General features: G+C 71.1%; 21 protein-coding genes. 17 read left to right on the top strand and 4 right to left on the bottom strand.

Annotated elements, in window-relative coordinates; all coding sequences use genetic code 11:
* Positions 1–62 precede the first annotated feature (62 nt).
* The 6 genes from F0P95_RS17265 (at position 63) to F0P95_RS17240 (ending at position 6549) form a co-directional block, all read left to right on the top strand.
* Positions 63–1418, top strand: a complete 1356-nt coding sequence (locus F0P95_RS17265; RefSeq protein ID WP_232528711.1) for a TolC family protein — start codon at positions 63–65, stop codon at positions 1416–1418.
* Complete coding sequence (locus F0P95_RS17260; RefSeq protein ID WP_182335254.1) at positions 1415–2425, top strand: HlyD family secretion protein; 1011 nt, start codon at positions 1415–1417, stop codon at positions 2423–2425. Before F0P95_RS17265 ends, F0P95_RS17260 begins: the two co-directional genes overlap by 4 nt.
* Entirely contained in the window at positions 2410–3588 is a 1179-nt protein-coding gene (locus tag F0P95_RS17255; RefSeq protein ID WP_182335253.1) for an ABC transporter permease, read from the top strand. The genes F0P95_RS17260 and F0P95_RS17255 overlap by 16 nt, the downstream gene beginning before the upstream one ends.
* Positions 3585–4703 carry an ABC transporter permease gene (locus F0P95_RS17250; RefSeq protein ID WP_182335252.1) on the top strand — a complete coding sequence of 373 codons (1119 nt, stop codon included), beginning with the start codon at positions 3585–3587 and terminating at the stop codon, positions 4701–4703. Before F0P95_RS17255 ends, F0P95_RS17250 begins: the two co-directional genes overlap by 4 nt.
* Before the next feature lie 37 nt (positions 4704–4740).
* On the top strand, positions 4741–5802 hold the full coding sequence (locus F0P95_RS17245; RefSeq protein WP_182335251.1) for a metal-dependent hydrolase: 1062 nt from the start codon (positions 4741–4743) through the stop codon (positions 5800–5802).
* A 147-nt stretch (positions 5803–5949) separates the two neighbouring features.
* Positions 5950–6549 (top strand): nitroreductase family protein, encoded by a 600-nt coding sequence (locus F0P95_RS17240; RefSeq protein ID WP_182335250.1) that lies wholly within the window; start codon positions 5950–5952, stop codon positions 6547–6549.
* Between the two features lie 120 nt (positions 6550–6669).
* Here the strand turns inward: F0P95_RS17240 and dusB are convergent, their stop codons facing one another.
* The 3 genes from dusB to F0P95_RS17225 form a co-directional block, all read right to left on the bottom strand.
* Positions 6670–7674, bottom strand: a complete 1005-nt coding sequence (dusB, locus tag F0P95_RS17235) for a tRNA dihydrouridine synthase DusB (protein WP_054668774.1) — start codon at positions 7672–7674, stop codon at positions 6670–6672.
* Between the two features lie 177 nt (positions 7675–7851).
* Complete coding sequence (locus tag F0P95_RS17230; RefSeq protein WP_182335249.1) at positions 7852–8805, bottom strand: ribokinase; 954 nt, start codon at positions 8803–8805, stop codon at positions 7852–7854.
* Between the two features lie 55 nt (positions 8806–8860).
* Positions 8861–10159: a NupC/NupG family nucleoside CNT transporter gene (locus F0P95_RS17225; protein ID WP_054667572.1), complete on the bottom strand. Its 1299-nt coding sequence runs from the start codon at positions 10157–10159 to the stop codon at positions 8861–8863.
* Between the two features lie 200 nt (positions 10160–10359).
* On the opposite strand from F0P95_RS17225, the gene F0P95_RS17220 reads away from it, so the two are divergent.
* The 4 genes from F0P95_RS17220 (at position 10360) to F0P95_RS17205 (ending at position 15008) form a co-directional block, all read left to right on the top strand.
* Complete coding sequence (locus tag F0P95_RS17220) at positions 10360–11331, top strand: potassium channel beta subunit family protein (RefSeq protein WP_182335248.1); 972 nt, start codon at positions 10360–10362, stop codon at positions 11329–11331.
* Between the two features lie 141 nt (positions 11332–11472).
* A complete protein-coding gene (gene hemP / locus F0P95_RS17215; RefSeq protein WP_182335247.1) occupies positions 11473–11670 on the top strand; it encodes a hemin uptake protein HemP in 198 nt (65 codons plus the stop codon).
* Positions 11671–11812: 142 nt separating this feature from the next.
* Positions 11813–13996 carry a TonB-dependent hemoglobin/transferrin/lactoferrin family receptor gene (locus tag F0P95_RS17210; protein ID WP_182335246.1) on the top strand — a complete coding sequence of 728 codons (2184 nt, stop codon included), beginning with the start codon at positions 11813–11815 and terminating at the stop codon, positions 13994–13996.
* Positions 13997–14072: 76 nt separating this feature from the next.
* The gene (locus tag F0P95_RS17205) at positions 14073–15008 is read left to right on the top strand and encodes a DUF6607 family protein (protein ID WP_182335245.1); all 936 of its coding nucleotides are present in this window, start codon (positions 14073–14075) and stop codon (positions 15006–15008) included.
* Positions 15009–15057: 49 nt separating this feature from the next.
* Here the strand turns inward: F0P95_RS17205 and F0P95_RS17200 are convergent, their stop codons facing one another.
* Entirely contained in the window at positions 15058–15411 is a 354-nt protein-coding gene (locus tag F0P95_RS17200; protein WP_182335244.1) for a DMT family protein, read from the bottom strand.
* A 138-nt stretch (positions 15412–15549) separates the two neighbouring features.
* On the opposite strand from F0P95_RS17200, the gene F0P95_RS17195 reads away from it, so the two are divergent.
* From F0P95_RS17195 to F0P95_RS17165, 7 genes are all read left to right on the top strand, one after another.
* Positions 15550–16263, top strand: coding sequence for a response regulator transcription factor (locus tag F0P95_RS17195; RefSeq protein WP_054667567.1), 714 nt, complete (start codon positions 15550–15552; stop codon positions 16261–16263).
* 102 nt (positions 16264–16365) lie between these two features.
* Complete coding sequence (locus F0P95_RS17190; protein ID WP_182335243.1) at positions 16366–17685, top strand: sensor histidine kinase; 1320 nt, start codon at positions 16366–16368, stop codon at positions 17683–17685.
* Between the two features lie 228 nt (positions 17686–17913).
* Complete coding sequence (locus tag F0P95_RS17185) at positions 17914–18294, top strand: diacylglycerol kinase (RefSeq protein ID WP_182335242.1); 381 nt, start codon at positions 17914–17916, stop codon at positions 18292–18294.
* Between the two features lie 51 nt (positions 18295–18345).
* Positions 18346–19095: a TerC family protein gene (locus tag F0P95_RS17180; RefSeq protein WP_182212715.1), complete on the top strand. Its 750-nt coding sequence runs from the start codon at positions 18346–18348 to the stop codon at positions 19093–19095.
* 133 nt (positions 19096–19228) lie between these two features.
* Positions 19229–19864 (top strand): LemA family protein, encoded by a 636-nt coding sequence (locus tag F0P95_RS17175; protein ID WP_182212716.1) that lies wholly within the window; start codon positions 19229–19231, stop codon positions 19862–19864.
* Between the two features lie 4 nt (positions 19865–19868).
* Positions 19869–20738, top strand: coding sequence for a TPM domain-containing protein (locus F0P95_RS17170; RefSeq protein WP_182335241.1), 870 nt, complete (start codon positions 19869–19871; stop codon positions 20736–20738).
* Entirely contained in the window at positions 20738–21229 is a 492-nt protein-coding gene (locus F0P95_RS17165) for a TPM domain-containing protein (RefSeq protein WP_182335240.1), read from the top strand. Before F0P95_RS17170 ends, F0P95_RS17165 begins: the two co-directional genes overlap by 1 nt.
* The last annotated feature ends 2 nt before the right edge of the window (positions 21230–21231 follow it).

The raw sequence follows: 21231 nt of genomic DNA, 5'->3' as shown, positions 1-21231 counted from the left end.
GGGGGCTGGGGAAAGGAGCATCCGCGGTGGTACACACGCAGTCTACGACCGGGGCAAGGGCGGTGTTGTTCGCGGCCTGGCTTTTGCTGGCAGCCACCGGCACCGCCGCGGCCAGCGTCGATGACCCGCCGGCATTGAGTTTCGAGCAGGCGCGCGAGCGCCTGGAGCAGGTCTCCGACGCGCTGGCCGCGGCCGACGCGGGAGTGCGCGGCAAGCAGGACCTGCAGGACGCGACCCGCTACCTGCGGCTGCCGGAAATCACCGGCGACATACGCCGCATGCAGTTCCAGAAATCCCTGGAACTGCCGCTGGGTTCGCTGGCGCCGGTGGCCGAGGCGTTCGGCATCGAATCGCCGCTGCGCTTCGCCGAGCGCGACTGGCGCACCCGCCCGATCGTCACCGCCAGCGTGCCGCTGTACAGCGGCGGGCTGATCCCGGCGGCGCAGCAGGCGGCGCAGGCGGCCACCGCCCAGGCGCAGGCCGAGCGCGAGGCGCAGCGGCAGTCGCTGGCGCTGCAGCTGGTGCAGGCCTACTTCGGCCAGCAACTGGCCGAGCGCGCGGCGCAGGTGCGGGGCGAGGTCCGCGATGGCCTGCAGCGGCACCTGGACGATGCCCTCAAGCTCGAGCGCGAAGGCTTCGCCAGCCGTGCCCAGCGGCTGCAGGCCAGCGTCGCCCGCGACAAGGCCGAGCGCGATTACCAGAAGGCGCTCAACGACCTGGCCACCCTGCAGCAGGCGCTGGCCACGCTGCTGCGCAGCGGCGGCAACGTCGGCACCACCTCGCCGCTGTTCGTGATCGATGCGCCGCTGGGCGCGCGCGAGGACTTCGAGCGCAGCGCGCTGCAGCGCCACCCGCAGATCGAACGCCTGCGCGCGCTGGGCCTGCAGGCCGAGCAGGGCGTGCGCGTGCAGCAGGCCAGGCTCAAGCCGCAGGTCTACCTGTTCGGGCAGTACGACCTGCACCGCCGCGACGCGCTGCTCACCGACGCCGACTGGGCGTTCGGCATCGGCCTGCGCTACACCTTCCTGTCGCCGACGGCGCGGCCGCTGCAGGTCAGCGCGGCGCGGGCGCAGCTGGAACAGGCGCGTGCCGGCCTGGGCGAGGCGGAGAACCAGGTGCGGCTGGGCGTGGGCAAGGCCTGGAACGCGCTGGACACCGCCCGCACCCAGTTCCGGCTGCTGGACAGCAGCATCGCCCAGGCCGAGGAGAACCTGCGCCTGCAGGAACTGTCCTTCCGCGAAGGGCAGGCGACCTCGCTGGACGTGATCGACGCGCGCCTGGGGCTGGGTGCGGCGCGGGTGGAACGGGCGCAGGCGGCCTACCAGTTCGACGTGGCCCTGGCGCAGCTGCTGGAAGTGAGCGGGCAGATGCAAGGGTTCGACGACTACCGCCGGCGGGCGGACAAGGTGCTGGAATGAGCGATACACCGGGACAGGCCACGGGACCGCGGCAGCGCCGCGTTTTTGCCATCGCTGGCGTGCTGTTGCTGGCGTTGGTGGCGCTGGGCCTGTGGCTGGGCCTGCGCACGCCGCCCGACCAGGTGCAGGGCATGGCCGACGCCGACAGCGTCAACGTCGCGGCCAAGGTCACCGCGCGGCTGCACGCGCTGCACGCGCGCGAGGGCGACCGGGTCGCGGCCGGGCAGGTGCTGTTCGAGCTGGACAGCCCCGAAGTCGCGGCCAGGGAGCGCCAGGCCGCCGCGGTGGTCGCGGCCGCACAGGCGATGGCGGACAAGGCCGAGGAGGGCGCGCGCAGCGAGGACATCCGTGCCGCCGAGGCCAACTGGAAGCGTGCCAGGGCCGGCGCCGAGCTGGCCACGGCCACCTTCCAGCGGCTGGACACGCTGTTCAACGAGGGCGTGGTCACCCGGCAGAAGCGCGACGAAGCCCAGGCCCAGGCGCGCAGTTCGGAGGAGCTGGCGCGTGCGGCGCGGGCGCAGTACGACCAGGCGCTCGCCGGCGCGCGGCGCCAGGACAAGGCCGCCGCGCTGGCGCAGGTACGGCAGGCCGAGGGCGCCAGGGCCGAGGTCGACGCCGCGCGCCAGGAAACCCGCGGCCACGCGCCGCTGGCCGGCGAGGTGAGCAAGCGCATGGCCGACATCGGCGAACTGGTGCCGGCCGGCTACCCGGTGTTCACCCTGGTCGACATCGACCACATGTGGGTGGCGCTGACCCTGCGCGAGGACCAGCTGCACGGGCTCGCGACCGGCGCCACGCTGCACGGCACGATCCCGGCGCTGGGCGGGCGCAAGGCCGCGTTCGAGGTCTATTTCATCAGTCCGGCCGGCGACTATGCCACCTGGCGCAGCACCCGGCAGTCGTCCGGTTACGACGTACGCAGCTTCGAGGTGCGGGTGCGTCCGCGGCAGCCGATCGACGGGTTCCGCCCGGGCATGAGCGTGCTGTTCGCATGGCCGCAGGGCTGACGGCGGGCGCCGGGGCCGCGTTCGTCGCCTCGCTGCGGCGCGAGCTGCGCCATTGGCGCGGGGATCGCTGGGAACTGGCGCTGGTCACGCTGATGCCGTTGCTGGCGATGGCGCTGATGATGGCGCTGTTCTCCGGCTCGGTACTGCGCCAGGTGCCGGTGGCGCTGGTGGACCTGGACGGCAGCGCCGACAGCCGCGCCTTGGCGCGCGCCATCGATGCCAGCCCCGGGGTGGCGCTGGCGCGACAGCCGGCATCGCTGCAGCAGGCGCAGGCGCAGCTGCGCGCACTGGAGGTGTTCGCCATCGTGCTGGTGCCGCGCGACATGAGCCGGCGCGCGCTGCGCGGCGAAGCAGCACCGGTCTACGCGTTCTACAACGCCACCTACATGGCCACCGGGCAATCGGCCGCGCGCGACATCGCCGACGCGGTGGGCGCCTACAACGCGCGCATGCTGAAGGAGCGGATCGGCCTGCAGGCCGGGCCGGCGCGCCTGCGCGCGGCGCCGGTGACGGTGCAGGCCACGGTGCTGTACAACCCGGCGCGCAGCTATGAACTGTTCCTGCTGCCGCTGATCTTCCCCGCGGTGCTGTCGCTGCTGGCGGCACTGGCTGCCGGCGGCGCCTTCGGCCGCGAGCGCCGCGACGGCCTGCTGGCCACCTGGCTGGGGCGGCGGCCGTGGGCCGCCATCGCCGGCAAGCTGGCGGCGTACGTGGCGCTGTTCTCGCTGTATGGCGCGCTGGGCGTGCTGTACGTGGCATACGTGCGCGGCGATGGCGTGGCCGGCAGCCTGTGGCTGCTGTTGCTGGCACAGCCGCTGTTCTACCTGGCCTGTTGCTGCTTCGCGCTGTTGTTCATCGCCCTTGTCCGCGACATGTGCACCGGGCTGTCGCTGGTGGGGCTGAGCATCGGCACCGCGCTGGCGTTCTCCGGCGCCACCTTCCCGGTGATCGAAGCGCCGCTGTTCACCCGCGTGTGGAACGCGCTGCTGCCGCTCACCGCCTATGTGCAGGTGCAGATGCAGCAGGTGTTCATGGGTGCGGCGTGGACGGTGTCGCTGCGCCCGCTGGGCGTGCTGCTGCTGATGGCGGGGGTGGCCGGCGGCACCGGGTCGCTGCTGCTGGTGCGCGCCGCGCGCGGCGTGCCGCGGCCGCTGCCGGCATGAGCCAGGTCGCCGCCAGCTTCCGCACCACCCTGCGCGCGGTATTCGCCGACTCGGCCGCGCGCACGGTGATGATCGGCGCGGTGCTGCTGTACTCGTTCTTCTACCCGGCGGCCTACCGCCACCAGGTCGCCAGCGACCTGCCGCTGGCGGTGGTCGACGCCGACCGCAGCGCCACCAGCCGCGCGCTGGTGCGGCATGTGGACGCGCTGCGCGCGGTGCGGGTGGCGACCCAGCCCCGGGACCTGGCGCAGGCGCGCGCGCAGCTGGAAGCCGGGCAGGTCGACGGCATCGTGCTGATCCCGGCGCGGCTGGAGCGCGACATCCTGCGCGGTGGCAGCGGCCAGCTGGTGTTGCTGGGCAATGGCGCCTACCTGGGCCGCGCCAGCGCCATCCTGGGCGGCCTGGCCGAGGGCATCGGCGCCTTCGGCCGCGACCAGGCGGTGCGCCAGGCCGGCTTCATGGGGCCGCCGCTGGCGGCACCGCTCGAACTGGTGCAGCGGCCGCTGTACAACACCCGCGAGGGCTACGGCAGCAGCGTGGTGCCGGGCGTGGCCGAGCTGATCGTGCACCAGACCCTGCTGCTGGGCATCGGCGTGCTGCTGGGCACCCGTCGCGCGCGGTCGGGGCGGCGCCTGCAGGTGGCGCCGCCGGTGCTGCTGGGCATGGCCGCGGCCTTCACCCTGGTGGCGGTTGCCGGGCTGCTGTACTACGCCGGCTTCAACGCCTGGGCGCAGGACTACCCGCGTGGCGGCAACGTGCCGGGCCTGCTGCTGGCGGTGCTGCTGTTCGCTCTGGCGTCGGTGGCGTTCGGCCTGTTCGTCGGCAGCTTCTTCGCCACCCGCGAGCGCGCCTTCCAGTACGTCACCGGGGTTTCGATCCCGCTGTTCTTTCTGTCCAATCTTTCATGGCCGGCGCTGGCCTCGCCAACGGCACTGGTGGCGCTGGCCACGCTGCTGCCGACCACCGCGGGCATCAACGCCATCGTGCGCACCCAGCAGATGGGCGCGCGCGTGCCCGAGGTCGGTGGCGAGCTGCTCAACCTGCTGCTGCTGGCGCTGCTGTACGGCGCGCTGGCGGCATGGCGGCTGCGCGTGCCGGCGCGGCCACCGGCATGACCGCGGCGCATGCCGGGGCCGACGGCATAATGCGGGCATGGATTCCCTCAGCCAGATCGTCCTCGGCGGCGCCGTCGCCGCCGCCATCGCGCCCGCCGGCCACCGTCGCGCGGCGCTGCTCGCCGGTGCCGCCCTGGGCACGCTGCCCGATCTCGACGGGCTGCTGATCATCGCCTTCACCCGCGACCCGGTGAGCCTGATGACGGTGCACCGCAGTTTCAGCCATTCGCTGTTCGTGCTGCCGCTGCTGGGCACGCTGATCTGGTGGCTGTACCGGCGCTTCGGCCACGGCCGGGTGGCGCAGGCGCCGCTGCGCTGGTGGTGGGCGATGGTGCTGGCGCTGGTCACCCATCCGCTGCTGGACGCGTTCACCGTGTACGGCACGCAGTTGTGGTGGCCGCTGATGCCGCATCCGACGATGTGGTCGAGCGTGTTCATCATCGATCCGCTGTACACGCTGTGGCTGGGTCTGGCCTGCGCGGTGGCGTGGTTCGCGCGGGCGCGCCCGCTGGCGCAGCGCGCGCTGGTCGCCGGGCTGGTGCTCAGCTGCGGCTACCTGGGCTGGTCGCTGCTGGCCAAGCACCGGGTCGAGCGCGACGCCGGCCGCGCGCTGGCGGCGATGGGGTTGGCCGACGCACCGCGGTTCTCGGTGCCGATGCCGTTCAACACGCTGCTGTGGCGGGTGGTGGCGATGACCCCGCAGGGCTACGTGGTCGGCGACCGCTCGCTGTGGGCCGACCACGGGCCGATGCGCTTCACCGGCCATCCCTCCAATGTGCAGGCGCTGCGCCAGGCCGCGGCGATCCCGGCGGTGGCGCGGCTGCAATGGTTCAACCGCGGTTTCATGCGCGCGCAGGTGCGCGACGGCGAACTGGTGCTCAGCGACCTGCGCATGGGCCTTGAGCCGGACTACAACTTCAGTTTCGCCGTGGCCCGCGAGCAGGGGGGCCGCTGGGCGCCGATTCCGCCGCGGCAATTGCGCCCGGTGTACCGCGACGCCGGTGGTCGCGCGGTGCTGGAGCAGCGGCTGGCGCAGGTCTGGCGCCGGATATGGAACGATGAGGGCGTGATGCCGGCGGCGGAGGTGACGGGCGGCTAGACGGGAGATTCCGGCGGAAGGTTGGGTGTGCTGAATTTGGAACAAATAGTGATTTTTTTAATATTTGTTCTGAATTTGTAGGCAATTACACTGGCGCCCATTCCACGAATGGCCGCCTTGCCGGCTTTCCTTCCTTCCGGAGTCACCATGAACAGCCAAGCCATTGCCCTGTACAAGCAGCGTCGTTCCCAATACGCGCTCGGCCGCAACCTGCCCATCGGCCAGGACCAGGCCACCGACCTGATCAAGCAGGCCATGCGCGAGGCGCCGTCGGCCTTCAATTCGCAGCCCACCCGCGCGCTGATCCTGCACGGGGCGCAGAGCGTGAAGTTCTGGGAGCTGGTCAAGGACGCGCTGCGCCCGATCGTGCCGGCCGCCGCCTTTGCCGCCACCGAGGGCAAGCTGGACAGCTTCGCCGCAGGCGCCGGCACGGTGCTGTTCTTCAACGACGTGGACGTGACCCGCGGCCTGCAGGACCAGTTCCCGCTGTACGCCGACAACTTCCCGGTCTGGGCCGAACACGCCAACGGTATCGCCCAGTTCGCGGTGTGGACGGCGCTGGCCGAAGCCGGCGTCGGCGCCAGCCTGCAGCACTACAACCCGCTGGTGGACGAGGCGGTGCGCCGCGAGTGGGGTATCGCCGGCAACTGGCAGCTGCGCGCGCAGATGCCGTTCGGCTCCAATGCGGCGGCCATCGGCGAGAAGAGCTACATGGAAGACGAGGCCCGCTTCAAGGTCTTCGCCTGAGCCTCCCGGCGCGCTCCTCCCCCCGCGCCGGCCCCGGCCCGTCCGCTTCGCGGGCGGGCTTTTCAATGCCCCGGGCCGAGGCCGGAGGCCGTCGGCGGCGGGGACAGGGCGTGGCGGCTCTCAGGCGGCAGCCAGCGGCTGCGCGGCGATCAGCCCGTCGAAGTAGTCGCGGGTCAGCCGCAGCTGCGCGTCGGCACTCTCGGCGGCGTTGACCACGGCGCGGAAGGCCGCGCGCTGTTCATCGGTGTGTTCGGGCCGGTCCTTCGCGTACCAGCCCAGGTGCTTGCGGGCGATGCGCACGCCCTGCGGTTCGCCGTAGAAGGCATGCAGGTCGGCGAGGTGGCCGAGCAGGATGTCGCGCACTTCCTGCAGCGACGGCGGCGGCAATTCCTGGCCGGTGGCCAGGTAGTGGGCGATCTCGCGGAAGATCCACGGCCGGCCCTGCGCGGCGCGTCCGACCATCACCGCGTCGGCACCGGTGTGGGCCAGCACCTGCGCGGCCTTGCGCGGCGAATCGACGTCGCCGTTGGCCAGCACCGGGATGTCCAGCATGGCCTTGATCGCGGCGATGGTGTCGTATTCGGCGGTGCCGGTGTAGTGCTGGTCGCGGGTGCGGCCGTGCACCGCCAGCGCGGCGATGCCGCTGTCCTGGGCGATGCGGGCGATGGCCGGGGCATTGCGCACCTGCGCGCACCAGCCGGTGCGGATCTTCAGCGTGACCGGTACGTCCACCGCGCCCACCACCGCCTCCAGGATGCGCGCCACCAGCGCTTCGTCGCGCATCAGCGCCGAGCCGGCCCACGCATTGCACACCTTCTTGGCCGGGCAGCCCATGTTGATGTCGATGATCTGCGCGCCGTGGTCGACGTTGTAGCGCGCGGCCTCGGCCAGCTGCCGCGGCTCGGTGCCGGCGATCTGCACGCTGATCGGCGCCGGCTCGCCGGCATGGTCCATGCGGTGGATGGATTTGCGGGTATTCCAGAAACGCGGGTCGGAGATGGTCATCTCCGAGGCGGCCAGGCCCGCGCCGAGCCGCTTGCACAGCTGCCGGAACGGTTTGTCGGTGACGCCGGCCATGGGCGCGAGCACCACATTGGGCGCGATGGTGTAGGGGCCGATCTGCATGCGGCGCATTGTAGTGCCCGGCGCGGCGCCGATGCCGGCGCCGGCCCGGTGCGCGGGCGTGGCTTCAGCCATCATCCGGTTTGCCGGTGGCGGCGCCGCGCCATCGCCGCGCCGCTCCGCCGCGAGCGGCCGCCGCCCGTGCACCGGTCAAGGCCAGCGGAGTAGCGGCGCGGAGGCTCAGGCGGCGTCGGCCGGGGTCATCCGCGGCATCGCCGCGGCGGCGCCTTCGCTCTCGGTGGAGCGGGCCGCGTACTGGTTGGCGAAGCGCACGTGCTTGATGAAGGCCGCGTCCGGCGCCTGCGCCAGCGAGGCCGCTAGGGCGCCGTTGAAGGCGTCGCCGGCACCGGTGGTATCGACCACCTGCGCCGCCTCGGCAGCCACGCGGTAGTAGGGCTGGCTGTCGCCGCGCAGGCGCTCTTCGTCGTGCGAGACGAACACGCCGACCGCGCCGAGGGTGACCACCACGGTGTTGCCGGACAGCTTGCGGCACAGCGCATGCAGGCTGGCGCCGTCCAGCGCCGCCACGTCGTCGGCCTCCACCCGCTCGCCGACATGGCGGCCGAGCAGGGCGGCGAACTCGGTTTCGTTCGGGGTCAGCACGTCGGCCAGCTTGAGCAGGCCGATGGTCGACGGGGCGTTGGCCGGGGCGGCGTTGAGCACGGTCAGCACGCCGGCCTCGCGGGCGATGCCCAGGGCGGCCTCGATCGACTCCACCGGCGACTCCAGCTGCGCCAGCAGCACCCCGGCGGCACTGATCAGCGCCGCGTTGGCGGCCATGAACCCGGTGCTCAGCGAGGCATTGGCGCCCGGGCCGATGACGATGGAGTTGCGGCCGCGGCTGTCCACGTAGATGCCGGCGGTGCCGGTGGGCTCGCTGCTGGCCTCGGCGGCCAGCACGATGCCGTCGGCCGCGGCCAGCTGCCGCGCCAGCGCGCCGCCGGCGTCATCGCCGAGCGCGCAGACGAAGGTGATGCCGGCGCCGGCGCGCCGCGCGGCCACCGCCTGGTTGAAGCCCTTGCCGCCAGGACCGGTGCTGTAGCGCCCGGCAATGGTCGCCCCCGGCGCGGGCAGGGCATCGCAGCGCCAGACGTGGTCGACATTGAAGGAACCGGCAACAACAACAGACTTCATGGAATCAATTTCTCTTCAGGTGGCTTGGGGGGAGCCGAAGGGGGAGCGCGCGGGCTCAGCCGAAGTGGCTGAGCACGCCGGCGATGGTCGCCGTCATCAGCGTGGCGATGGTGCCGCCGAGCACCGCGCGCAGGCCGAACTTGGCCAGGTCGTGGCGACGGTCCGGGGCCAGCCCGCCGATGCCGCCGATCTGGATGGCGATCGAGCTGAAGTTGGCGAAGCCGCACAGCGCGTAGGTGGCGATCAGGCGGCCTTCGTCGCTCAGGCTGACGCCGGCGACATTGCCCTTGATGATCTCCGACAGCTGCAGGTAGGCGACGAACTCGTTGATCACCACCTTCTGGCCGATCAGCGAGCCCACGGTGGTGGCGTCGGCCCACGGCGTGCCAATCACCCAGGCGATCGGCGCCAGCACGTAGCCGAAGATGGTCGCCAGGTTGGTCGGCTTGCCGATGGCCTGGGCCAGGCCGGTGACCTCGCCCAGCCAGGTCAGCGGTGCGTTGAGCAGCGCGATCAGGGCGATGAAGGCCAGCAGCATGGCGCCGATGTTGAGCGCCAGCTTGAGGCCGTCGCCGGCGCCGGCGGCAGCGGCGTCGATGATGTTGGACGAGGTCTTCTCCACTTCCATCTTCACCGTGCCACGGGTCAGCGGGGTGCCGGTCTCGGGCACCAGCAGCTTGGCGATCACCAGCGTGGCCGGTGCGGCCATGATCGACGCCGCCAGCAGGTGCTTGGCGTAGAACGCCTGCGCCACCGGGTCGCCGCCGCCGAGCATGCCCACGTAGGCGGCGAGCACGCCGCCGGCGATGTGCGCCATGCCGCCGATCATCATCGTGATCAGCTCGGACTGGGTCATCTTCGGGATGTAGGGGCGCACGGTCAGCGGCGCCTCGGTCTGGCCGATGAACACGCTGGCGCAGACGCTGGTGGTTTCCGCGCCGGACACCCGCATCACCTTGGTGATCGCCCAGGCCATGACCTTGACCACCGCCTGCATCACCCCGACGTGGTAGAGCACGCCCATCAGCGCCGAGAAGAAGATGATGGTCGGCAGCACCTGGAAGGCGAAGATGAAGCCGTACTTGGACACGTCCATCAGGCTGCCGAAGATGAAGCCGGAGCCTTCGTTGACGAAGCTGAGGATCTTGACGAAGCCCTGGCCCAGCCAGTCGAACACGTCGCGCCCGCCCGGCACCAGCAGCACCAGTGCGGCGAAAGCGATCTGCAGGCTGATGCCGGTGGCGACCAGCTTCCAGTCCACTGCCTTCTTGTTGTTGGAAAACAGCCAGGTGATGCCGATCAGCACCGCCAGACCGAACAGGCCGAAGCCGATCCTGCCCAAACCTTCGACCATGAGTATTCCCCGGGCGAGCCCGCAAAAGCGGCAAGCCTAGAGCAGCGGCCAGCACCGGGCAACAATCCCGATGCCGGAAGGGGGCAACGGCGGCGATCAGGCCGGCATCGGCAAGGTCCCGGGCGCTATCGGTACGGTGGCGGCGGTTACACTGGCGGCTGTCCGCGCCGCCGGCGCGCGCCGTGTTCCAGGAGCCAGCCATGCAATACCGCCGCCTCGGGTCGTCCGGCCTGCAGCTTTCCGCCCTGTCCTTCGGGGCCTGGGTCACCTTCGGCAGCCAGATCGCCCGCGGCGAGGCCCGCAACCTGATCGCCGCGGCCTGGGACAACGGGGTCAACTTCTTCGACAACGCCGAGGTCTACGCGCAGGGCCGGGCCGAGCAGGTGATGGGCGACGTGATCGCCGACCTGCGCCTGCCGCGCGACGGCTACTGCGTGTCCAGCAAGGTGTTCTTCGGCGCGGTCGAGGCGCCCAACCCGCTGCAGCGCGGGCTCTCGCGCAAGCACGTGCACGATGCCTGCCATGCCGCGCTCAAGCGCCTGCGGGTGGACTACCTGGACCTGTATTACTGCCACCGCCCGGACCCGGAGGCGCCGATCGCCGAGACCGTGCAGGCGATGGACGTGCTGATCCGCCAGGGCAAGGTGCTGTACTGGGGAACGTCGGAATGGTCGGCCGCGCAGATCGCCGAGGCGGTGGCGTTCGCCCGCGGCAACGGCCTGCATGCGCCGAGCATGGAACAGCCGCAGTACAACCTGCTGCACCGCACCCGGGTGGAGCAGGAATATGCGCCGCTGTACGCCGACGCCGGGCTGGGCACGACCATCTGGTCGCCGCTGGCCTCGGGCCTGCTGACCGGCAAGTACAACGACGGCATCGCGGCCGGCTCGCGGCTGGCGCAGCCGTCGCTGGGCTGGCTGCAGTCGGCGGTGCTGGGCGAACCGGCCGATGCGCGCCTGGACAAGGTGCGGCGCTTCACCGCGCTGGCCGCGGAGCTGGGCGAATCGCCGGCGCAGCTGGCCATCGCCTGGTGCCTGCGCAACCGGCATGTCTCCAGCGTGATTCTCGGCGCCAGCCGGGTCGCGCAGCTGGAGGAGAACCTGCGCGCGCTGGAGGTGTTCGAGCGCCTTGGCGAGGACGCATGGGGCAGGCTGGAAGCCGCGTTCGACTGATGGCGGCGACGGGCCGGGGGCGTTGCCGCCGGCCTGGACACGCGGTGGGATGCACGCGCGTGGCAAAAGCGTGTGCGACCCTCTTGCGTCGCGGATGAGAATCATTATCATCAATTCCGTCCCCGCCACGGAACCGCCGCGATGTTCGCCCAACCTGTCCTGCTCCGTCCCCGTACCCTGCACCTGCCGCAGCGTCCCGCCCCGCGCCCGCTGCCCGTCGATGACGCCATCGACAGCGGCGCGCTGCTGAAGGGCCAGCGCGAGATCCTGATCCGCCACGGCGACCGCGTTTACCGCCTGCGCCATACCAGCAACGACAAGCTGATCCTCACCAAGTAATTCCCGGCCGCATTCGCCGCCAGCCGGCGCGTGCGCGCGCCATGCACGCCTGAATCGCATCTTCTCTCCCCCTCGGCCGCGGCCGGGCCGCTGCGGCGGCCGGCCGCCGCGCCGCGGGCCAACCTTTCGATTCCAGGTACCCATGATCCGTCCTGCCGCCTTGAGCGCCGCCCTGTGGGCGACGCTGTTTCCCGCCCATGCCGACCCCGCCGCGCCGGCCGATGCCCACCAGATGGACCGCGTCCAGGTCACCGCCACCCGCACCGGGCGTGCGGTCGGCGACGTCGCCGCCACGGTCGACGTGATCGAACGCGAACAGCTCGACCGGCAGCTGGTCCATGACATCGACGACCTGGTCCGCTACGAGCCGGGCATCTCGGTGACCCGCAGCGTGGCCCGCTTCGGCCTGGGCGGCTTCCGCATCCGCGGGCTGGACGGCAACCGCGTGCTGATCCAGACCGATGGCATCGCCATGCCGCGCGGTTTCGCCATCGGCAGCTTCGCCAGCGCCAACCGCGACTTCACCGACCTGGAAACGCTCAAGCGGGTGGAAATCGTGCGCGGTCCGGCCAGTTCGCTGTACGGCTCCGACGCGCTGGGCGGCGTGGTCGCCTTCGTCACCAAGGACCCGGCCGATTACCTGGGCGACGGCAAGCACAGCCACGTCGGCCTGAAGCTGGGCTACGACGGCGACTGGCAGGGCCTGCTGGGCGGGGTGACCGCCGCCTTCGGCGGCACGCGCTGGAGCGGCATGGTCAACGTCAACCACCGCCAGGGCCAGGAAACCGGCAATACGGGCCAGGTACGCAGCGCCGACAACACCCGCACCGCGGCGAACCCGCAGGAGCGCGACGGGCGCAGCGTACTGTCCAAGCTGGTCTATGCGCCGGACCCGGACCAGCGCCTGCGGCTGACCGTGGAGGGCAACGAGGACATCACCGACACCGACGTCCTGTCGGCCATCGACCATGCCACCACCACCGGCATGAAGGCGCACGACAGGCAGACCCGCGCGCGGGTGTCGTTCGCCCATGAAATGGACGCCCTGGACGCGGCCTTCGCCGACAGCCTGCGCTGGCAGCTGTACCGCCAGGACAGCGAAACCACCCAGGTCACCGACGAGGCCCGCGCCAACCGCAGCCGCCGCCACCGCGTGTTCGACTTCGACCAGCGGGTGCATGGCGCGCAGGCGCAGTTCGACAAGCGCCTGGCCACCGGCGCGGCGGAGCACACGCTGACCTGGGGCTTCGACGGCACCTGGACCCGGATCCGGCAGAAGCGCGACGGTTACCAGGTGCTGGCCAATGGCAGCACCAGCAGCACGATCCTGCCCGACGCGTTCCCGGTGCGCGACTTCCCGGTCAGCCGCACCACCGAGCTGGGCCTGTACCTGCAGGACGAGGTGCGGCTGGCCGACGGCCGCCTGTCGCTGGTGCCGGGCGCGCGCGTGGACCACTACCGGCTCGAACCGCAGGCCGACGCGATCTTCAGCGGCGACAACCCCGGCGTGGCGCTGGCCTCGCTGCGCAAGACCAGCGTGTCGCCGAAGCTGGGCATGGTCTGGCGCCTGGACCCGCGCTGGTCGCTGTTCGCCGGCTACGCACGCGGCTTCCGCTCGCCGCCGTACAACGACGTCAACCTGGGTTTCACCAACGTCATGTTCGGTTACACCGCCATTCCCAACCCGGACCTGAAACCGGAAACCAGCAATGGCCTGGAACTGGGCGTGCGCTACATGGGGCCGGCGCTGTGGGCCAGCCTCGGCGGCTACCGCAACGACTACCGCGACTTCATCGAATCGCAGCGTTACGTCGGCACCAACGCGCAGGGGCTGATGGTGTTCCAGTCGCAGAACATCGCCGACGCCCGCATCCATGGCGCCGAACTGAAGGCGGGGCTGGAGCTCGGCGCGCTGGATGCGCGGCTGGCCGGCTGGTCGCTGCGCGGGGCGGCGGCCTGGTCGCGCGGGCGCAACCTCAGCGAAGGCGTGCCGCTGGACACGGTGGACCCGCTGCGCGGCAGCCTCGGGCTGGCCTACGACCGCGACGACTGGGGCATGCAGCTGGCCGGCAGCTTCGCCCGCCGCAAGGGCCGGGTCGCCCGCGCCGACGCGTTCCGCCCGGCCGGCTACGGCGTGCTCGACCTGATGGCGCACTGGCGCTTCGCACCGGGCGCCACCGCCCACGTCGGCGTGTTCAACCTGGCCGACCGCAGCTACATCGAATGGTCCAGCCTGGCCGGAACCCTGGCCGCCTCCAGCAGCGTGGTCGACCGCTACAGCAACCCCGGGCGCACGCTCTCGGCCAGCCTGTCGCTGGCCTGGTGAGCGGCACCGGCCGCCTCCCCCGATGGAGCGTCACCCGGCCATGGACGGCCTTCCCACCGCCCCCGAGGAACCCATGATGAAACCGCATTGCGCCAGCCTGCTGCTGGTATGCGCCGCCAGTGCCGGCGCCTCCGCCGCGCCCGCCGACCCCGTCCGCGACCACGCCACCATCGTGCGCATGCAGGGCGAGTACGCGGTGGATTTCGCCTTCGACGAAACCGTGCTGCTGCAGCCCGGCTATGCGCGCGCGCCGGCGATGCGCAGTGGCGGCAACGAACTGGTGGTCGTGGTCGAGGACACCCCCACCCGCATCGTGCTGCAGCACCTGCTGGTGGATCCGGCCAGCGGCCACGTGACCAAGCACTGGCGCCAGGACTGGACCTACGAAGCGCCGGTGCGCTTCGAGTTCAGCGCCGACCAGACCTGGCGGGTGCGCGCGCTTCCCGCCGACCTCACCCGCGGCGCCTGGACCCAGTGCGTCTACGAGGTCAGCGACGCGCCGCGCTACTGCGGCACCGGCCGCTGGCGCTACGACAACGGCGTGCCCAGCTGGACCAGCGACCCGGGCTGGCGCCCGCTGCCGCGCCGCGAGTACACCCGGCGCAGCGACTACAACGCGCTGGCCATGGTCAACCGCCACACCCTGACCCCCAATGGCTGGACCCACGAGCAGTTCAACACCAAGGTGCGCCGCGACCCCGATGGCGGGCAGCATGAAATCGCGCGCGAGTTCGGCTTCAACGACTACGTCCGCAGCACCGATGTGGATTTCAGCCCGGCGCGCGATTACTGGGCCGCCACCGCCGGCTACTGGGCGCGGGTGCGCGGGTACTGGGAGCGGTTCCTGGCGCAGGCGCCGGGGGTACGCCTGAAGACCCCGGTCGACGGCATGGCGATGATCGTGCCGCTGTTCACCCAGGCCGAGGCCGTGCAGGCGGGCCATGCGGTCGACGCGCGCCAGATCGGCGAGGTGTTCGCCGCCTGGGTCGAAAAGGCGCCGGCCACGGACTGAGCGCCGGGGCGGTGGCGTCCGTGCGGCGGCATGGCGCCGCCGCGCGGGCTCATTCCTTGAACATCAGCAGCGCCGCGACCACGATCAGCGCGAACGCGGCCCAGTGGTTCCATTTCAGCGGCTGGTCCAGGTAGACCGCCGAGAACCCGGCGAACACCAGCAGGGTGATGACCTCCTGCATGCCCTTGAGCTGCGGCGCCGAATAGACCGCAGCGCCCAGCCGGTTGCCCGGCACCTGCAGGCAGTACTCGAAGAAGGCGATGCCCCAGCTGACCAGGATCACCGTCAGCAGCGGCGCCGAACGGTACTTCAGGTGGCCGTACCAGGCGATGGTCATGAATACGTTGCTGGCGACCAGCAGCAGTACCGGGTACAGATAGGCGGTGAAGGGCGGGGCGGGCATGTCCGGGTCCGTGGGAAGGCGCGCATAGCATAGGTGCAGCACGGCCGGCCGGGCCGGCCCCGGCGTCGCGGACTTTCTTCACATGGGGTCCACTCGGGGTACGGCATCTTTCACAAAGCTGAAGAACGAGGAGGCTCCATGCGACAGACCAAGGAATCGTCCGGACTGGTGCTCGTCATCGAGGACAACCGCAACATTTCCGAGATGATCGGCGAATACCTGGAGAGCAAGGGATTCGAAGTGGACTATGCCTGCGATGGCCTGGACGGCTACCGGCTGGCGGCGGAAAACAGCTACGACGTGGTGGTGCTGGACCTGATGCTGCCGCGCCTGGACGGCATCGAGGTATGCCGCCGCCTGCGCAACGAGGCGCGCAAGTCCACGCCGGTGCTGATGCTGACCGCGCGCGACACGCTGGACGACAAGCTCACCGGGCTGGGGTTCGGCGCCGACGACTACCTGACCAAGCCCTTCGCCATCCAGGAGCTGGAAGCGCGCCTGCGCGCGCTGATCCGCCGCGAACGCCGCCAGGTGGGCGCCGAAGTGCTCAAGGTGGCCGACTTGGTGCTGGACCCGGTCAGCATGCGCGCCACCCGCGCCGGCACCGAGCTGCAGTTGTCGCCGATCGGCCTGCGCCTGCTGACCATCCTGATGCGCGAATCGCCGCGGGTGGTGACCCGGCAGGAAATCGAGCGTGAAATCTGGGGCAACGGCCTGCCGGACTCGGATACCCTGCGCAGCCACCTGTACAACCTGCGCAAGATCATCGACAAGCCGTTCGACCGGCCGCTGCTGCACACCGTGCAGAGCGCGGGTTACCGCATTGCCGATATCGCCCAGCCGATGGGCTGAGCCATGCGGGGGAGCGTACTCCGTCGCGACCGGGAGGGCCGTGCCGCGGCCCGCCCCGGAGTGCATTTCCCCTAACCGCTCTGGACCATCCACGGAACCGCAATGCTGCACGGGTTGCCGCGCAAGATCAGGACCGCTTTCATGCTGCAGGCGCTGCTGGCCGGCCTTGCAGTGCTGCTGGGCGGCTACCTGGTGCTGCTGGTGGTCAAGTTCGGGCTGGTCAACGCGCTGCTCAGGCAGGAGGCGGCGCACTACTGGGAGCTGTACCAGGCCTCGCCGGTGCAGCCGCCGCCCAATACCAGCAATGTCCGCGGCTACCTGCTGGAGACGGGGCAGTCGCCGCTGAGTCTGCCGCCCGCGCTGCGCGGGCTGGCGCCGGGCTTCCACGAGATCGGCGATGCCGACGAACTGGTGCTGGTGGACGAAAAGCCCGCCGGGCGGCTGTACCTGGTGTTCCTGCGCTCGCAGGCCCAGCACCTGGCGTTCTGGTTCGGGGTGGTGCCGGTGCTGCTGGTACTGCTGGCGGTCTATGGCGCGTCGTGGTTGACCTACCACGTCTCGCACCGGGTGGTGTCGCCGGTGACCTGGCTGGCGCGACGGGTGTCGCAATGGGACCCGCTGTACCCGGATGCGAGCGAACTGGCGCCGGAGCGGTTGCCGGCCGACGTGCAGGGCGAGGTACGGCAACTGGCCGGCGCCCTGCACACCATGGCCGGGCGCATCGGCGACCACGTCGCCCGCGAGCGCAATTTCACCCGCGATGCCAGCCACGAACTGCGCACCCCGCTGACCGTGATCCGCATGGCCAGCGACATGGCGCTGGGCGCGCAGGAACTGAGCCCGGGGCTGCAGCGCAGCCTGCAGCGCATCCAGCGCGCCGGCCGCGACATGGAAGCGCTGATCGACGCGCTGCTGATCCTGGCGCGCGAGGCCAACATCGAGCCGCAGGCCGAGTGGGTCGAGGTGGCCGACGTGGTCCGCTACGAGGCGGCCAACGCCCGCGGCAGCCTGGCCGGGCGGCCGGTGGAGCTGGAAGTCCATGTCGCCGCCGCCAGCCCGCTGCGGGTGCCGCCGCAGGTCCTGCACGTGGTGGTCGGCAACCTGCTGCGCAACGCCTGCAACTACACCGACAGCGGCCGCGTCGATGCGTACGTGGAGGCCGACCGGGTTGTGGTGCGCGACACCGGCATCGGCATGTCGCCCGAGGCGCTGGCGCGGATCTTCGAGCCGTTCTTCCGGGTCGAGCCGGAGCGGCGCCAGGGCCACGGCCTGGGCATGCCGATCGTGCATCGCCTGTGCGAGCGCTTCGGTTGGCGCATCGAGCTGGAAAGCGAACCCGGGCACGGGACCACGGTGACGGTGCGTTTCGCGCGCGATGCCGCGCAGCCCGAACGGGGCGTGGACGACGTCGCTTCCCCCTGACCGGGCGCCGCCGGCCGCGGCTGCCGGGGGGGCCCGCGCGCCCGCGCGGCGCATGCCCGGTGGCGCTGCGGCCGCCCGTCGGCGAGGGTGTGCGAGCAGGCGACAGGGCGCCGGCAGGGCGCCTGTGGCAGAATCCCGCGCTGTTCATCGCCACGGCCGCCTGCATGGATATTTCCCGTTCCCGCCCTGTTCCGGCCGCCCGCGCCGGCTCGACCGAGGGCCGCACGCATGGCTGACGAGATCGGCAACCTGCCGCGCGGCCCGCTGCGCGTGCTCAAGGCCGCGGTCTGGTCCTGGCAGGGACTGACGGCGGCCTGGAAGCACGAATCCTCGTTCCGGCTGGAGGTCTACCTGTTCGTGCTGCTGGCCCCGCTGGCGCTGTGGCTGGGGCAGACCCCGGTCGAACGCGTGCTGCTGGTCGGCTCGATGCTGATGGTGCTCGCCATGGAACTGGCCAATTCGGCCATCGAGGCGGTGATCGAGCGTTACGGCCCGGAGTTCCACGTGCTGGCCGGACGGGCCAAGGACATGGGCTCGGCGGCGGTGTTCATGATGATGATGAATGTCCTGCTGTGCTGGGGGCTGATCCTGGCGCCCCGGATTTTCTGAACCACCCGCCGCGCGATGGCGGCGCATTGTCTTCGTTGAAGGATTGCCTGCATGTCTTTTGAGTTTCTTGCCGACCCGAACGTATGGGTCACCCTGTTCATGCTCAGCGCACTGGAAATCGTGCTCGGCATCGACAACCTGGTGTTCATCTCCATCGCCGTGGGCCGCCTGCCCGAGCACCGGCGCCCGCTGGCACGCCGGGTCGGCATCGCCGTGGCCTGCATCACCCGCATCATGCTGCTGGTCTCGCTGGCCTACCTGGCGCACATGGAGAGCAACCTGTTCACCGTGGCCGGCATGGGCATCTCGATCCGCGACCTGGTGCTGATCGTCGGCGGCCTGTTCCTGCTCTACAAGGGCATCAAGGAAGTGCGCGAACTGGTCAGCGGCGGCGAGGACCAGGACCCCACCACGACCAAGGCATCGGCCGCGTTCGGCACGGTGATCGCGCAGATCGCGATCATCGACATCGTGTTCTCGCTGGATTCGGTGATCACCGCCGTCGGCATCGCCGACCACGTCCCGGTGATGGTCTGCGCGGTGCTGCTGTCGGTGGCGGTGATGCTGCTGGCGGCCAACCCGCTGGGCCGCTTCATCGACGCCAACCCGACCGTCAAGCTGCTGGCCCTGGCCTTCATCCTGCTGGTCGGCGCGGTGCTGGTGCTCGACGGCCTGGAAGTGCACGTGCCCAAGCCCTACATCTATGCCGCGATGGGCTTCTCGGTGATGGTGGAGTGGCTGAACCTGCTGATGCGCCGCAACGCCAGGCAGCACCACATCCCGGGCTCGGACAACTGGTGAGCCCTTGCCCGCCGCCGGCCCGGTGCCGGTGGCGCGCTGCTGACGGGGCCGGCACGCGCCGGCCCCGGTCGTATGCACACGTTGCACGGCGGTGGTGGCATGCTTGGGATTCCAGCCACCCCAGGACCCGCCCATGCGCCAGTTCCTCCGCCTCGTGTTGCTCGCCATCGTGGCGGGCTCGATTTCCGGCTGCGGTTACAACGCCATCCAGCAGAAGGACGAGGCGGTCAAGGCCGGCTGGTCCGAGGTGCTCAACCAGTACAAGCGCCGCGCCGACCTGATCCCCAACCTGGTCAATACCGTGCAGGGCTACGCCCAGCAGGAGCGCCAGGTGCTGACCGAGGTGACCAATGCGCGCGCCAAGGTGGGGCAGATCCAGGTCAACGCCGACGATGCCGCCTCGCTGCAGCAGTTCCAGCAGGCGCAGGGCGAACTGGGCAGCGCGCTGTCGCGGCTGCTGGTGGTCAGCGAGAACTACCCGACGCTGAAGTCCGACCAGAACTTCCGCGACCTGCAGGCGCAGCTGGAAGGCACCGAGAACCGCATCACCGTCGCGCGCGGGCGCTACATCCAGCTGGTGCAGGACTACAACACCTATATCCGCTCGTTCCCGCAGGTGATCACCGCCAAGCTGTTCGGCTACGCGGCCAAGCCGAACTTCAGCGTGGAGAACGAGGCGCAGATCGCGCAGCCGCCGACGGTGGATTTCGGCAACCGCCCGGCACCGCAGCCGCAGACGCCGCCGCCGGCACCCGCGCCGGCGCAGTAAGCCGATGAGCCGCCTGCTGCGCCTGTTGCTGCTGGCATTCCTGCTCGGCCCGGCCGGGCCGGGCACGGCCGTGGCGCAGCAGCTGGCGCCGATCCCGCCGCTGGACTCGCCGGTGGTGGACACCACCGGCACCCTGGATGCGGCGCAGCGCCAGGCGCTGGTGCAGCAGGCGCTGGCGCTGCAGCAGCGCAAGGGCAGCCAGCTGCAGATCCTGATCGTGCCCAGCACCCGGCCGGAGGACATCGCCCAGTACACCACGCGCGTGTTCGAGCAGTGGGGCATCGGCCGCAAGGGCGTGGACGACGGCGTGCTGCTGGTGGTGGCCAGGGACGACCGCCGCGTGCGCATCGAGCCCGGCTATGGGCTGGAAGGCGCGATTCCCGACGCCATCGCCAATCGGGTGATCCAGGAATACCTGGTGCCGCGCTTCCGCAACGACGACTACGCCGGCGGCATCGCCGAGGCGACCGCGGTGCTGGTGCGGTTGATCGACGGCGAGCCGCTGCCGGCGCCGGTGGCCAGCAACCGCGAGCCGGACGGCGGCAATGCCACGTTCGGCATCGCACTGTTCATCGGTGGCTTCGCCGCTGTGCTGGTGCGGCTGCTGTTCGCGCGGCGCTCGCGGCCGATGCGCGGCGCGCTGGCGGCGCTGCTCGGCGGTGCCGCGGGCTGGCTGCTGCTGTCGCTGGCCGGTGGCGGGGTGGCCGCGGCGGTGGCCTTGTTCATGTCCCTGGGCGGGATGTCGCCCGGCGGCTTCGCCCGCGGCGGCGGCTTTGGCAGCGGTGGGTTCGGCGGTGGCGGCTTCGGCGGTGGCGGAGGCTGGTCCGGCGGTGGCGGGCGTTCGGGAGGCGGCGGCGCCTCGGGGAGCTGGTGATGCGTTGGCTGCGCCATCTTTTTTCGCCTTCCGCGCATGCGCGGTTCCCTGCCGCGAGCCTGGACCGCATCGCCGGGGCCATCGCCGACGGCGAGCGCGGGCATGCCGGGCAAGTGATGTTCGCGGTCGAATCCGACCTGCCGCTGGCCGCGCTGTGGCGCGGGGTGTCGCCGCGCGAACGCGCCGAACACGCCTTCGCCGTGCTGCGCACCTGGGACACCCGCGACAACAACGGCGTGCTGCTCTACCTGCTGCTGGCCGACCATGCGGTCGAGATCGTGGCCGACCGCGGCCTGCGTGGGCGCATCGACCCGGCGCAGTGGCGCCAGGTCTGCGAGGAGTTCGGCCGCCGCCGGCGCGAGGGCGACCTGGAGGCCGCTGTGCTGGCGGCCATCGCCACGATCTCGGCGCTGCTGGCCACGCACTTTCCGGCCGACCCCGGCCAGGCCCGTGGCAACGAGCTGCCCGACCGCCCGCAGCTGCTCGGGTGAGG

Origin of the sequence: Stenotrophomonas acidaminiphila (assembly GCF_014109845.1) — a bacterium.
GTDB classification, from domain to species: Bacteria; Pseudomonadota; Gammaproteobacteria; order Xanthomonadales; family Xanthomonadaceae; genus Stenotrophomonas; species Stenotrophomonas acidaminiphila.
The sequence above is the reverse complement of the archived record's forward strand: the minus strand, read 5'-3'. Positions and strand labels throughout refer to the sequence as shown.